This is a genomic window from Rhodanobacter fulvus Jip2, assembly GCF_000264315.1.
Taxonomy (GTDB): Bacteria; Pseudomonadota; Gammaproteobacteria; order Xanthomonadales; family Rhodanobacteraceae; genus Rhodanobacter; species Rhodanobacter fulvus.
Genome location: NZ_AJXU01000042.1, coordinates 64248 through 77595 on the forward strand (window position 1 = coordinate 64248; position 13348 = coordinate 77595).

The window sequence follows — 13348 nt, forward strand, 5'->3', positions numbered from 1 at the left end:
CTCAGGGCGTCTGGTCGGCGGTCCACTGGTAGCGCACGGCGTAGTCCAGCGTGGCCTTGCCGCCGGCGGGCACGTTGACGCGGAACTCCAGCAGGTCCGGCGTCTGCTTGTCCGGCTTGCTGGTCGAGGACACCAGCGTCCACTGCTGCCAGCGGCTCGGGTGTTCGCGCACGGTGACCGCACGCGCGCTGTCGCCGGCGTTGGTCAGCGTGATGCGGAAGGCCTCATCCATCGTGCGGGCGGCCTTGTCGACGTTGAACGCGGTGCGCTCGCGCTGGGCGCGCAGGTCGAACGCGGTGCCCAGCGTGATCGTGGCGTCGCTGCCCTTGGGCGTGTCGTCGATGCGGCCTTCGCCGATGAATTGCGGCGTGCCGTTGCGGTCGGCGGTGAGCACGCGCAGATAGCCCGCGGGCAGGCTGTCGAAGGCCTTCAGGCTCAGCGTGCTGGTGATTCCGGCGTCGCTGCTTAGGTTGAAAGCGGGATTTATCTGCGGCTGCGGCGGCTGGTAGCTGTTGCCGTTCTCCAGCAGCGCGGTGCGCGTGCAATCCAGCGTGCGGGTGGCGTACAGCGGCACCTGGCTGACGCTGCCGTCGGGCAGGTCGACCGGCGCGGGCAGCGTATAGCTGCGGTAGTCGGCGAGGGTGGATTGCGCAGGCATGTCGGCGCTTTCCGCCTTGTAGCTGCGCGCCATCGCCATCATCGGTCGCGGTGCGGAGGGCTTGGCGAAGTGCGGCTCGCCGGCGATAAGGGTGAGCTTGGTATCGCGCCAATCGCGGCCGCTGCGGTTGGCGATGCTGGCGCGCGATTCGAATTGCATGCGGCAGGCCGCGCCCGGTTGCAGCGTGGCCACATAGGCGGCGCGCCAGCCCAGCCCGGCGGTGGGATAACTGAGTACGGCGTTGGCCTGGCCCGCGCGCTGCGCGTCGACGCGCAGGCTGAGGCTGGAGCCGGTGGGGAAGTCGCCGCCCATAGCGCGCACCGCGGCGTAGTTGCGCACCAGCGTGGTGTTGCCGTCGCCGCCGCGCACCAGCAGCCCGTCGCCGGCACGCAACAAGCTGCCGCTGGCCAGCGATTGGCCGTTGTCGCCGAGCACGTCCACCGCGTGGCCGACGAGCCCGGTCAGCGCGGCGTTCTGCCCTTGCGCCAGCAGCAGGCGCTGCGAAACGACCTTGGCGTTGCCCGCAGGAAAGCCCAGTGCCATCGCTTCGGGATCGATGAAGTTGGGTAGGTCGCCAATCACCACGTCGTGGCTGCCGGCGGCCAGCGTCAGCGAACGTTGCTCGCGCACCACGGCATAGCCGTCATCGACGCCGCCGTCGCCCGTGCTGGCATACAGCGCGCTGCTGTCGCTGCGGTAGAGGGTGAGTTCGGTGTTGTCGCTGGCGTGGACGGTGGCGGTGCCCAGCGTGGCGGCGGCGCAGGCGAGCGCAAGAAGCGTGCGGCGTGGGGTCATCGGCGTGCTCCATCGGGGAATCGATGGACATCATAACGATGATGCGTGAACGCCGTGCGCGGCCGTATGTGAGCCGCGTCGGATATTCACCGATGCGCTATGCGGGTCGGCCCGCAGCGCTGCGCACGCTCGTCGGCAGCGGCACCGATCTGCCTGTTTGCGGATCGATCCACACCATCACCACGCGCCCGTCGCAATACAGCCGCTCGGGATCGCCGGCGTCGACGATGCGGTGGGCGACGGTGATCGAACTGTTGCCGAGGCGCTCGCACAGCAACTGCACCTGCACTTGCGCCGGCCACGCGATCGGCCTCCGGTAATTCAGTTCGCTGGCGGCCAGCACGGGCGTTGAAGCGGGATCGAACACATCGCCCATCGACAGCATCCACTGCAACCGCGACTCTTCCAGGTAGGTGAGGTAGGTGGAATTGTTGACGTGGTTGAACGCGTCCAGGTCACGCCAGCGCACCGCGATGGCGGCGGTGAACATGGGCGTGGCGGACAGGGCCGCGGATGCCTCGCCGCTCATGGTGTCTTCTTCTTTCGCATCGGCTTGTATTTGTCGGCCGAGGCGATGTGCTTGGCGGCGGATTTGACCCGCTTGGTGGCGGGTGGTTTCGCCGCCTTGGCGATTTTCAGATGCGGTGCCAGGAAATGCCCGGTATGCGACGCGGCCGTGGCCGCCACGGTTTCCGGCGTGCCGGTGACCAGGATGCGGCCGCCGCCGGCGCCGCCTTCGGGGCCCAGGTCGACGATCCAGTCGGCGGTCTTGATCACGTCCAGGTTGTGCTCGATCACCACCACGGTATTGCCCTGGTCGACCAGCTGGTGCAGCACGTCGAGCAGTTGCTCGATGTCGTGGAAGTGCAGGCCGGTGGTGGGTTCGTCCAGGATGTACAAGGTGTGGCCGGTGTCGCGCTTGGACAGCTCCTTGGACAGCTTCACGCGCTGCGCCTCGCCACCGGACAGCGTGGTCGCGCTCTGGCCCAGCTTGATGTAGTCGAGGCCCACGGCACGCAGCGTGTCGAGCTTGCGCGCCAGGGTGGGCACGTTCTCGAACAGCTTCAGCGCATCTTCCACCGTCATGTCCAGCACGTCGGCGATGGTGTGGCCCTTGTAGAGGATTTCCAGCGTCTCGCGGTTGTAGCGCTTGCCGTGGCAGGCGTCGCAAGGTACGTAGACGTCGGGCAGGAAGTGCATTTCCACCTTGATCAGACCGTCGCCCTCGCACGCCTCGCAGCGGCCGCCACGCACGTTGAAGCTGAAACGCCCGGCGGTGTAGCCGCGCGCCCGCGCCTCCGGCACCTGCGCGAACATCTCGCGCAGCGGCGTGAACAGGCCGGTGTAGGTGGCCGGGTTGGAGCGCGGCGTGCGGCCGATGGGTGACTGGTTGATGTCCACCACCTTGTCGAACAGCTCCATGCCTTCCACCGACTGGTACGGCGCCGGTTGGGTGCTGGCACCGTTCAGCTCCGCCGCGGCGAGCCGGAACAAGGTGTCGTTGACGAGGGTGGATTTGCCCGAGCCGGAGACGCCGGTGATGCAGGTGAACAGCCCTGCGGGAATCGCCAGGTCCACGTCCTTCAGGTTGTTGCCGCTGGCGCCCTTGAGCTGCAGCCAGGATGCCTTGTCGATCGGCTGGCGCCGCTTCTCGGGCACTTCGATCGCGCGCGTGCCGGAGAGGAACTGGCCGGTGATCGAACGCGGCGCCGCCAGGATGTCGGCCACCGTGCCTTGCGCCACGATTTCGCCACCATGCACGCCCGCGCCGGGGCCGATGTCCAGCACGTGGTCGGCCATGCGGATGGCGTCCTCGTCGTGCTCCACCACGATCACCGTATTGCCCAGGTCGCGCAGCCGGGTGAGCGTGCCCAGCAGGCGCTCGTTGTCGCGCTGGTGCAGGCCGATCGAGGGTTCGTCCAGCACGTACATCACGCCGACCAGGCCCGCGCCGATCTGCGAGGCCAGCCGGATGCGCTGGGCCTCGCCGCCGGAGAGCGAATCGGCCTGCCGGTCCAGCGTGAGGTAGTTGAGGCCCACGTCGTTGAGGAAGCTCAACCGCTCGCGGATCTCCTTGATGATCTTCACCGCGATCTCGCCGCGCCAGCCGGGCAGGGTGAGTTTGTCGAAAAACGCCAGGGCATCATCGATCGAACGGCGGGTGAGCGTGGGCAAGGCGTGCTCGGCCACGAACACGTTGCGGGCCGAACGGTTCAGCCGCTGGCCCTCGCATTCGGGACAGGGCTGGTCGCTGATGAAACGCGCCAGCTCCTCGCGCACCGCCGCCGATTCGGTCTCCTTGTAGCGCCGCTCCATGTTCGGCACGATGCCCTCGAATGCGTGCTCGCGGGTGACCTTGCCGCCGCGCTCGGTGAGGTAGCGGAACGCGATGCGCTGCTTGCCGCTGCCGAACAGGATGGCCTTCTGGACGTCCTTGGGCAGATCCTGCCACGGCGTATCCACATCGAAGCCGTAATGCGCCGCCAGCGACAGGATCAGCTGGAAATAGTGCGCATTGCGCCGGTCCCAGCCGCGCACCGCGCCGCTGGCCAGCGGCCGTTCGGGATGGCTGACCACGCGCGCCGGATCGAACACCTGGGTGATGCCCAGGCCATCGCATGACGGACAGGCGCCGGCCGGCGCGTTGAAGGAAAACAGCCGCGGCTCCAGCTCCGGCAGCGAGTAATCGCAGACCGGGCAGGAGAAGCGCGAGGACAGCAACTGCTCGGCCGCTGCTTCGGCGCCGCCCGAGCCCGCGTCCATGTCCACCAGGATCACCAACCCCTCGCCCAGCCGCAGCGCGGTCTCGAACGACTCGGCCAGCCGCTGCTTGATGTCGTCGCGCGGACGGAAACGATCGATCACCACTTCGATGGTGTGTTTCTGGCGCAGCATCAGCGGCGGCACCGCGTCGAGGTCGTACACTGCGCCGTCGACGCGGGCGCGCACGAAACCCTGCGCGCGCAGTTGCTCGAAGATCTGCACGTGCTCGCCCTTGCGCTCGCGCACCACCGGCGCCAGCAGCATGTAGCGCTTCTCCGGATCCAGCGCCAGCGTGGCGTCGACCATCTGGCTCACCGTCTGCGCTTCCAGCGCGATGCCGTGGTCGGGGCAGCGCGGCGTGCCCACGCGGGCGTACAGCAGGCGCAGGTAGTCGTAGATCTCGGTGATCGTGCCCACGGTGGAGCGCGGGTTGTGCGAGGTGGATTTCTGCTCGATCGAGATCGCCGGCGACAAGCCCTCGATGTGGTCGACGTCGGGCTTCTCCATGATCGACAGGAATTGCCGCGCATACGCCGACAGCGATTCCACGTAGCGGCGCTGGCCTTCGGCGTAGATGGTGTCGAACGCCAGCGAGGATTTGCCGGAGCCGGACAGGCCGGTGATCACGATCAACTTGTCGCGCGGCAGGTCCAGGTCGATGTTCTTGAGATTGTGCGTGCGGGCGCCGCGGATGCTGATAGTGTCCATGACAGCTGGATATGGGGGAGCCGATTACTATACCAAGACGTTCAGATGGTATTTTTTGTGGGCTGCGGCGAGGTTGTCCGGCCTGTGGTCAGTAATTGACCAGCGCGGCGGCGGGTCGCTATAATCCGCAGTTCGCCAGACCTGAATGGGTCATGGCGATACCCAAGAGAATAACGACAGAAGGGCATTCCCATGAGTTACGCAGTCATCAAGACTGGCGGCAAGCAGTACCGCGTTCAGCAGGGCGATGTCCTGCGCGTGGAGCTGTTGACCGCCGAAGAAGGCGCCACCGTGAGCTTCGACCAGGTGTTGCTGGTCGGTTCCGGCGAGTCGGTCACCGTCGGTGCGCCGATCGTGGAAGGCGCCACCGTCAGCGCCACCGTCCGCAAGCACGGCCGCGCCGACAAGATCCGCATCATCAAATTCCGCCGCCGCAAGCACTACAAGCGGCAGCAGGGTCACCGTCAGCACTTCACCGAAATCGAGATCACGGGCATCAACGCCTGAGCAACTGGAGCATTGAGTCATGGCACATAAAAAAGGCGTAGGTTCCAGCCGCAACGGTCGCGATTCGAACCCGAAATACCTGGGCGTGAAGATCTACGGCGGCCAGGCCATCGAAGCCGGCAACATCATCGTGCGTCAGCGCGGCACCCAGTTCCACCCGGGCGTCGGCGTCGGCCTGGGCCGCGACCACACGCTGTTTGCGCTGGTCGATGGCACCGTAAAGTTTGCGGTCCGCGGCGACAAGAACCGCCGTTTCGTCGACGTCGTGCAGGCGTAAGCCTCCGCGACGCGATAGCGAAGGCCCCGCTTCGGCGGGGTTTTTCGTTTTTGCGACGGGATTCGGGATTTGGGATTCGGGAATCGTTAAAGCGGCACTCCCGCTAGTCCCGTAACCTATCCCGGTTGCCCGCTCTTCCCATTTCCCATTTCCCATTCCCTATTCCCCATTCCCGGCCCCCCAATGAAATTCGTCGACGAAGCAAACATCAAGGTCCTGGCGGGCGATGGCGGCAATGGCTGCATCAGTTTCCGCCGCGAGAAATTCATTCCGTTCGGCGGGCCCGATGGCGGTGACGGCGGTTTTGGTGGCTCGGTGTGGCTGGTGGCGGACGAGGGTCTGAACACGCTGGTCGATTTTCGCCATCAGCGTACCTTCAAGGCCAAGCGCGGCGAGAACGGCATGGGCAGCCAGATGTACGGCAAGGGCGGGGAAGACACGGTCATCCGCGTACCGGTCGGCACCATGGTCACCAATGTCGATACCGACGAGGTGATCGGCGACCTCACCGGCCACGGCCAGCGCATGCTGGTGGCGCAGGGCGGCAAGGGCGGCCTGGGCAATATCCACTTCAAGAGTTCGGTGAACCGGGCGCCGCGCAAGGCCACGCCGGGCACGCCCGGCGACGCGCGCGAGCTGAAACTGGAGTTGCGTCTGCTGGCTGACGTGGGCCTGCTGGGCTTTCCCAATGCGGGCAAATCGACCTTCATCCGGGCCGTGTCGGCGGCCACACCGCGGGTGGCGGATTATCCGTTCACCACGCTGCACCCCAACCTGGGCGTGGTCAGCCTCGGTACCGACCAGAGTTTCGTGATCGCCGACATTCCCGGCCTGATCGAGGGCGCCGCCGATGGCGCCGGCCTGGGCATCCAGTTCCTGCGCCACGTGGCGCGGACGTCGCTGCTGCTGCACCTGGTCGACATCGCACCCATCGACGACACCGACGTGGTGACGCAGGTGCGCGCGATCGAGAACGAGCTGGCCAAGTTCAACCCGGAATTGCTGGAGCGCCCGCGCTGGCTGGTGCTGAACAAGGCCGACATGCTGGCGCCGGATGAGCGCGACGCCGTGGCCGCCGATATCGTGCAGCGGCTGGGCTGGACGCAGCCGTGGTTCCTGGTGTCGGCGGCGACGCGCGAGAACACGCTGACGGTGTGCCAGCAAGTGCAGCAGTTCTTCGACGCACAGCGCGAGGAACACCAGGGCCGCACCGACATGCTCGCGGGCGATGTGCGGCTGCGCGGGGAAGCGCCGCAGGGCTGAGCTTCCACCGCAAACGCGAAAAGCCGGCTCGCGCCGGCTCCGCTTGATGCTCATGTCATGAATAAAGCCGGCTTGCGCCGGCTTCATCGTTTCAATGGCGGGGGAAATCACCCGCCATGACCAACCCGGATCGCGGTGGCTGGCTTACGCCAGTTCGCGGATCTTCGCGTTGAGGCGGCTCTTGTGACGGGCGGCCTTGTTCTTGTGGATCAGGCCGCGGGCGGCGTAACGATCCATCACCGGCTGGGCGACGGTGAAGGCGGCAACGGCGGCTGCCTTGTCCTTGGCCTCGATGGCCTTGACGACCTTTTTCAGGGCGGTACGGACCATGGAACGTGCGCTGATGTTGCGCAGGCGGCGCTGTTCGGACTGGCGCGCGCGCTTCTTCGCGGACTTGATGTTGGCCAAGGTAGAACTCCGGAATGCAGTGTTGGGGTTGGAAAAAGACGCCAATTATGCGGGTGATTCGGCCGTGCGTCAATTGAATGCAGGCCATGGCCGGGCCATTGTCGAGCCCCGGCCACGGCCTCGCCGCCGGGATGCCCGGATTCTGCCCGCGCCGGGCTGTCAACTTGGCGCCGGCCGCTGTCAAACTACGCGCCGCGCCCGGCTGGCCCGGGTGCCTCCTTCCGCTCAGCACAAGGCGATATCAGGCGCATGAAGTCTCCCAGCATGTTCCGCGGGCTGCTCTCGTTCAGCAGCATGACGATGATCTCGCGGGTGCTCGGGCTGGTGCGCGACATGTCGATCAACGCGGCCTTCGGCGCCAACGGCGCCACCGACGCGTTCTGGGTGGCGTTCCGCATTCCCAACTTCATGCGCCGGCTGTTTGCCGAGGGCTCGTTTTCGACCGCCTTCGTGCCGGTGTTCACCGAGGTGAAGGAGAAGGGCACGCATGCGGAGCTGAAGAACCTGATGTCGCGGGTGTCGGGCACGCTCGGTGGCGTGCTGTTGCTGATCACGGCGCTGGGCATTTTTTTCGCGCCGCAGGTCACGGTGCTGTTTTCGCCCGGCGCGATCGACGAGCCGCGCAAGTTCGAGCTGACCGTCGACCTGTTGCGGCTGACGTTTCCTTTCCTGCTGTTCGTGTCGCTGACCGCGCTTTCCGGTGGCGCGCTCAACAGTTTCCATCGGTTCGCCTTGCCGGCGTTGACGCCGGTGATCCTCAACCTGTGCATGATCGCCGGCGCACTGTGGCTGTCGCGGCGGCTGGACACGCCGATCATGGCGATGGGCTGGGCGATCCTGGCTGCCGGCATACTGCAACTGCTGTTCCAGTTGCCGGCGCTGCGCGGGCTGGATCTGCTGACCTTGCCGCGCTGGGGCTGGAGCCACCCCGACGTGCGCAAGATCATGCGGCTGATGGTGCCCACGCTGTTCGGCTCGTCGGTGGCGCAGATCAACCTGCTGTTCGATACCGTGATCGCCTCGCTGCTGATCGCCGGCTCGCAGAGCTGGCTGTCGCAGGCGGACCGTTTCCTGGAGCTGCCGCTGGGCGTGTTCGGCGTGGCGCTGGGTACGGTGATCCTGCCGTCGCTGTCGCGCCACCACGTCACCACCGATACCGCGGGCTTTTCGCGGGCGCTGGACTGGGGCCTGCGGATCACGCTGCTGATCGCGGTGCCGGCGATGTTCGCGCTGCTGCTGCTGGCCGGGCCGCTGGTGGCCACGCTGTTCCAGCACGGTCACTGGACCGCGCACGACACACATATGGCGACCTTGTCGATTACCGCGCTGAGCTTCGGCTTGCCGGCGTTCGCGCTGGTGAAGGTGCTGCTGCCGGCGTTCTATTCGCGCCAGGACACCCGCACGCCGGTACGCGCGGCGGTGGCGTCGTTGCTGACCAACATGGTGTTGAACGTGGTGTTCCTGCTGCTGCTGTTCGAGTGGTGGGCGTCGCCCGCGCTGAAGCAATTGCCCTGGCTGGAGGGCCTGGCCCGGCTGCCCGGTCTGCACATGGCACTGGGCATGGCCAGTGCGATGGCGGCTTACGTCAACCTGTGGCTGTTGTGGCATTGGCTGAAGCGCGCCGGCGTGTATCAGCGTCAGCCCGGCTGGGCGCGTCACATGTTGCGCCTGGGGGTGGCATGCGCGGCGATGGTGGCGGTGCTGTTGCTGGGGCGCTGGGTATGGCCGGACTGGACGGTCGGCGTATCCGTGGTGGACCGGTTGTGGCATCTGGCGCTGCTGGTTTGCGGCGGTGGCCTGACCTACGTCGGCATGCTGTTCGCCACCGGCTTCCGCCTGCGCGATCTGCGCGGCGCGTGATGGCGTCGACGCGGCGCTTCCGCTCAATCGCGGCGGGTGCGCCCGTTATACTTGCGCCATGATGAGACTTTCCAGGGATGTCGCGGGCCCTTGCCTGGCGCCACACGGCAGTGTGGTTGCCGTGGGCGCCTTCGACGGCCTCCATCGCGGGCACCAGACGTTGTTGGCCAAGGTGCGCGAGCGCGCCCAGGCGCTTGGCTGCACGCCGGCGGTAGTGAGTTTCGAGCCGTTGCCGCGCACGTTTTTCTCGCCCGAACCGGTGCCGCGGTTGTCCAGCGTGCGCGAAAAGATCAAGGGCTTTGCCGCCGCGGGCATGGAGCAGACCCTGTTGCTGCGCTTCAACCGCGCGCTGACCGCCATGCCCGCCGAGGACTTCGTGCAGCGCGTGTTGTGCGACCGGCTGGCCACGCGCGAGGTGTGGGTGGGCGGCGATTTCCGCTTCGGGCACAAGCGCGGCGGCGATGTGCCCCTGCTGGAACGCATGGGGCGCGAGCTGGGCTTTGTCGCCTGCACCATGCCGGCGGTGCAGCTGCATGGTGCGCGGGTTTCCGCCAGCCGCGTGCGCGCGTTGCTGGCCGCGGGCGAGTTCGCGGGCGCCGAGCCGCTGCTCGGCCGTCCATTCGTGATCGACGGCAAGGTGGAATACGGCAATCAGCTGGGCCGCACGCTGGGCTATCCCACCGCCAATATCCACCTGCAGCAGCGGGTCAGCCCGGTGCAAGGCATCTTTGCCGTGCGCGTGGGCCTGGGCGAGGGCGAATGCAGCTGGCCCGGCGTGGCCAGCCTGGGCGTGCGGCCCACGGTGAACGAGGTGAGCCAGCCGCTGCTGGAAGTGCATCTTTTCGATTTCGGCGGCGATCTCTACGGCCAGCGCATGGCGGTGGAATTTGTCGCCAAATTGCGCGACGAGCAGAAATTCGACGGGCTCGAACCGCTCAAGGCGCAGATGCATCTGGACGCCTGCCGTGCGCGCGAGCTGCTGGGCATGAACCCGCGATTGAGTGCGCCATGAAACCCCGCCACCGATTCCCGCACGCCGCGTAATCCATTAACGTTGAACCCTTTGCCCACGCCCGGTGGGCAACAACATGGCAACCCCGCAATGACCCACGATTACAAGAGCACCATCAACCTGCCGCAGACGGCGTTCCCGATGCGCGGCGACCTGCCCAGGCGCGAGCCGGGCTGGCTGGCGGAGTGGGAACAGGTCGATCGCTATGCGCAGATCCAGCAGCTCACCGCCAACCGCGACAAGGTGTTCGTGCTGCACGACGGCCCGCCGTACGCCAATGGCGCGATCCACATTGGCCACGCGGTCAACAAGATCCTGAAGGACATCACGGTCAAGTCGAAGCTGCTCTCCGGGCATCGCGCGCCGTACGTGCCCGGCTGGGATTGCCACGGTCTGCCGATCGAGATCGCGGTGGAGAAGAAATTCGGCAAGCCCGGGGTGAAACTCGATGCCGCCGCGTTCCGGCAGAAATGCCGCGAATACGCGGCCGAGCAGGTCGACACTCAGCGCGCCGACTTCAAGCGCCTGGGCGTGCTGGGCGACTGGTCGCGCCCGTACCGCACCATGGATTTCAGCTACGAGGCCGACATGCTGCGCGCGCTGGCCCGCATCGTGTCCAACGGCCACGTGCTGCGCGGCGCCAAGCCTGTGTACTGGTGCTTCGACTGCGCCTCAGCGCTGGCCGAGGCGGAAATCGAATACGCCGACAAGGTTTCGCCCGCCGTCGACGTGGCGTATGACGCGGTCGATCCGACGGCACTGGCGGCGAAGTTCGGCGTGGACGCGGGCGATGCCATCGTGGCCATCCCGATCTGGACCACCACGCCGTGGACGCTGCCGGAAAGCCAGGCGGTGTCGCTGGGTGCGGATCTCGAATATGCGTTGATCGAAGGGCCATCGCGCGACGGCAGGCGCGTGCTGCTGGTCGTCGCGTCCGCGCTGGTGGACAAAATGGCGGCCCGTTACTCCCTTCTCCCGCTTGCGGGAGAAGGTGCCCGAAGGGCGGAAGAGGGCGCTTTGGTCCACGGCCACGCGCTCGGCAAGGTGCTGGAAGGCCAAAAACTCCACCACCCCTTCTACCCCCGCGAAGTCCCCGTGATCCTCGGCGACCACGTCAGTGCCGAAGACGGTACCGGCGCCGTGCACACCTCGCCCGATCACGGCGTGGAGGATTTCGTGGTGGCCCGCGAGTACGGCATCGAGCTGCTCAACTACATCGAGCCGCGCGGCACCTACCGTGCCGACACGCCGGCTGCCGACGGCCTCGAGCTGGCCGGCATGCACATCTGGAAAGCCAACGACGCCCTCGTCGACATGCTGCGCCAGCGTGGCGTGCTGCTGGCGTTCGCGAAGATCGAGCACAGCTACCCCCATTGCTGGCGCCACAAGACGCCGGTGATCTATCGCACCACGCCCCAGTGGTTCATCTCGATGGAGCAGGCGAAGCTGCGCGAGACCGCGCTCACCGCGGTCAAGTCCGTGCGCTGGGTGCCGAGTTGGGGTGAGGAGCGCATCGCCGGCATGGTCGCCGGCCGACCGGACTGGTGCATCTCGCGCCAGCGCACCTGGGGCGTGCCGATCGCGCTGTTCGTGCACAAGGCCACGCAGGAGCCGCATCCCGATTCCGTCGCCTTGCTGGAGCAGGTGGCGAAGAAGGTGGAGCAGGGCGGTGTCGATGCATGGTTCACGCTGGACCCCGCCGAACTGTTGGGCGATGAGGCGAACGATTACGAGAAAGTCACCGACGTGCTGGACGTGTGGTTCGATTCCGGCGTCACCCACTACGCCGTGATCGGACAGCGCCCGGAACTGCAGCAGGGCACCGCCTCGCATTACAAGGTGATGTACCTGGAAGGCTCCGACCAGCACCGCGGCTGGTTCCAGTCCTCGTTGCTGACCTCGTCGGCGATCTTCGGCCGCGCGCCGTACCAGGATGTGCTCACCCACGGTTTCGCGGTGGACGCCAACGGCCGCAAGATGTCCAAGTCACTGGGCAACGTGGTGGCGCCGCAGAAGGTGATGGACACGCTGGGCGCCGACGTGTTGCGGCTGTGGGTAGCCTCGGCCGATTACCGCAACGAGATGACCGTTTCGGACGAGATCCTGAAGCGCGTCTCCGACACCTACCGCCGCATCCGCAACACCGCCAAGTTCCTGCTCGGCAACCTCGACGGTTTCGATCCGGCGAAACACCTGCTGCCGGTGGAAGACAGCCTGCTGCTCGACCAGTGGGCGGTGCAGCAGGCGTACGACGTGCAGCAGGCGGTGCTGGCCGCTTACGAGCGCTACGACTTTCCCGAAGTGGTGGCGCGCATCCAGAACTTCTGCACCAACGAGCTGGGCGCGCTGTACCTGGATATCACCAAGGACCGGCTCTACACCATGCCGACCGACAGCCGCGGCCGGCGCAGCGCGCAGAGCGCGATGTATCGCATCGCCGAGGCGCTGGTGCGCTGGTTGGCGCCGGTGCTGGCGTTCACCGCCGAGGAAATCTGGCAGCAGTTGCCTGGTGAGCGCGGCGACAGCGTGTTGTTCGAAACCTGGTACGACGGCCTGGTCGCCACTCAGGATTCGCCGGCGCAGCGCCGCTACTGGGCCGAGCTGCTGGCGGTCCGCGATACCGCCTCGCGTGTGCTGGAAGGCATGCGCAAGGGCGAGCGCATCGGCGCCGCACTGGAGGCGAAACTTGTGATCCATGCGGATGACGCCACGCAGGCGCGCCTGGCCGACACCGCCGATGAGCTGCGCTTCTTCTTCATCGTGTCCGACTTGCACGTGGCGCCGTTGCTGCCGCGGCCGGAGGATGCCGTGAAGGTCGATCTGGAAGGCGCCGAAGCCTGGGTTTCGGCCAGCGTCAGCGACGCCGCCAAGTGCGTGCGCTGCTGGCATCGCCGCGATGATGTCGGCAGCCATGCGGAGCATCCGGAGCTGTGCGGACGCTGCGTCAGCAATGTCGAAGGGCCGGGCGAGGATCGGCGCTGGTTCTGATTTCCGGAGTGCCCCCTTCCACCCCTCGGGCACCTTCCCCCGCGGGCGGGGAAGGGAGCTGGCTGTTTCGAGGAGCCCGATGACTTCCTTCCCCCGCCTGCGGGGGAAG

10 protein-coding genes are annotated in these 13348 nt (G+C 66.7%); 6 read left to right on the forward strand and 4 right to left on the reverse strand.

Annotated elements, in window-relative coordinates; translation table 11 throughout:
- Position 1: 1 nt before the first annotated feature.
- The 3 genes from UU9_RS10625 to uvrA form a co-directional block, all read right to left on the reverse strand.
- Positions 2 to 1453, reverse strand: coding sequence for a DUF4139 domain-containing protein (locus UU9_RS10625; RefSeq protein ID WP_007081756.1), 1452 nt, complete (start codon positions 1451 to 1453; stop codon positions 2 to 4).
- 97 nt (positions 1454 to 1550) lie between these two features.
- Positions 1551 to 1982, reverse strand: coding sequence for an acyl-CoA thioesterase (locus UU9_RS10630; RefSeq protein ID WP_007081757.1), 432 nt, complete (start codon positions 1980 to 1982; stop codon positions 1551 to 1553).
- Positions 1979 to 4924 carry an excinuclease ABC subunit UvrA gene (uvrA, locus tag UU9_RS10635; protein WP_007081758.1) on the reverse strand — a complete coding sequence of 982 codons (2946 nt, stop codon included), beginning with the start codon at positions 4922 to 4924 and terminating at the stop codon, positions 1979 to 1981. Before uvrA ends, UU9_RS10630 begins: the two co-directional genes overlap by 4 nt.
- Positions 4925 to 5116: 192 nt before the next feature.
- On the opposite strand from uvrA, the gene rplU reads away from it, so the two are divergent.
- From rplU to cgtA, 3 genes are all read left to right on the forward strand, one after another.
- A complete protein-coding gene (rplU, locus tag UU9_RS10640; RefSeq protein ID WP_007081759.1) occupies positions 5117 to 5431 on the forward strand; it encodes a 50S ribosomal protein L21 in 315 nt (104 codons plus the stop codon).
- Positions 5432 to 5450: 19 nt separating this feature from the next.
- Positions 5451 to 5708: a 50S ribosomal protein L27 gene (gene rpmA / locus UU9_RS10645; protein WP_007081760.1), complete on the forward strand. Its 258-nt coding sequence runs from the start codon at positions 5451 to 5453 to the stop codon at positions 5706 to 5708.
- 183 nt (positions 5709 to 5891) lie between these two features.
- Complete coding sequence (cgtA, locus tag UU9_RS10650) at positions 5892 to 6971, forward strand: Obg family GTPase CgtA (protein ID WP_007081761.1); 1080 nt, start codon at positions 5892 to 5894, stop codon at positions 6969 to 6971.
- Between the two features lie 144 nt (positions 6972 to 7115).
- Here the strand turns inward: cgtA and rpsT are convergent, their stop codons facing one another.
- The gene (rpsT, locus tag UU9_RS10655) at positions 7116 to 7379 is read right to left on the reverse strand and encodes a 30S ribosomal protein S20 (RefSeq protein ID WP_007081762.1); all 264 of its coding nucleotides are present in this window, start codon (positions 7377 to 7379) and stop codon (positions 7116 to 7118) included.
- Between the two features lie 249 nt (positions 7380 to 7628).
- Between rpsT and murJ the strand changes: the two genes are divergently transcribed.
- The 3 genes from murJ (at position 7629) to ileS (ending at position 13239) form a co-directional block, all read left to right on the forward strand.
- Positions 7629 to 9239, forward strand: coding sequence for a murein biosynthesis integral membrane protein MurJ (gene murJ / locus UU9_RS10660; protein WP_007081763.1), 1611 nt, complete (start codon positions 7629 to 7631; stop codon positions 9237 to 9239).
- A gap of 61 nt (positions 9240 to 9300) precedes the next feature.
- The gene (locus tag UU9_RS10665) at positions 9301 to 10251 is read left to right on the forward strand and encodes a bifunctional riboflavin kinase/FAD synthetase (protein WP_425476846.1); all 951 of its coding nucleotides are present in this window, start codon (positions 9301 to 9303) and stop codon (positions 10249 to 10251) included.
- A 90-nt stretch (positions 10252 to 10341) separates the two neighbouring features.
- The gene (ileS, locus tag UU9_RS10670) at positions 10342 to 13239 is read left to right on the forward strand and encodes an isoleucine--tRNA ligase (RefSeq protein ID WP_007081765.1); all 2898 of its coding nucleotides are present in this window, start codon (positions 10342 to 10344) and stop codon (positions 13237 to 13239) included.
- The last annotated feature ends 109 nt before the right edge of the window (positions 13240 to 13348 follow it).

Bases quoted from the DNA above. Each gene is read 5' to 3' on its own strand.
- murJ (WP_007081763.1), top strand. From the start codon at position 7,629: ATGAAGTCTCCCAGCATGTTCCGCGGGCTGCTCTCGTTCAGCAGCATG.
- ileS (WP_007081765.1), top strand. From the start codon at position 10,342: ATGACCCACGATTACAAGAGCACCATCAACCTGCCGCAGACGGCGTTC.
- rpmA (WP_007081760.1), top strand. From the start codon at position 5,451: ATGGCACATAAAAAAGGCGTAGGTTCCAGCCGCAACGGTCGCGATTCG.
- UU9_RS10625 (WP_007081756.1), bottom strand. From the start codon at position 1,453: ATGACCCCACGCCGCACGCTTCTTGCGCTCGCCTGCGCCGCCGCCACG.
- rplU (WP_007081759.1), top strand. From the start codon at position 5,117: ATGAGTTACGCAGTCATCAAGACTGGCGGCAAGCAGTACCGCGTTCAG.
- UU9_RS10630 (WP_007081757.1), bottom strand. From the start codon at position 1,982: ATGAGCGGCGAGGCATCCGCGGCCCTGTCCGCCACGCCCATGTTCACC.
- cgtA (WP_007081761.1), top strand. From the start codon at position 5,892: ATGAAATTCGTCGACGAAGCAAACATCAAGGTCCTGGCGGGCGATGGC.
- UU9_RS10665 (WP_425476846.1), top strand. From the start codon at position 9,301: ATGAGACTTTCCAGGGATGTCGCGGGCCCTTGCCTGGCGCCACACGGC.
- uvrA (WP_007081758.1), bottom strand. From the start codon at position 4,924: ATGGACACTATCAGCATCCGCGGCGCCCGCACGCACAATCTCAAGAAC.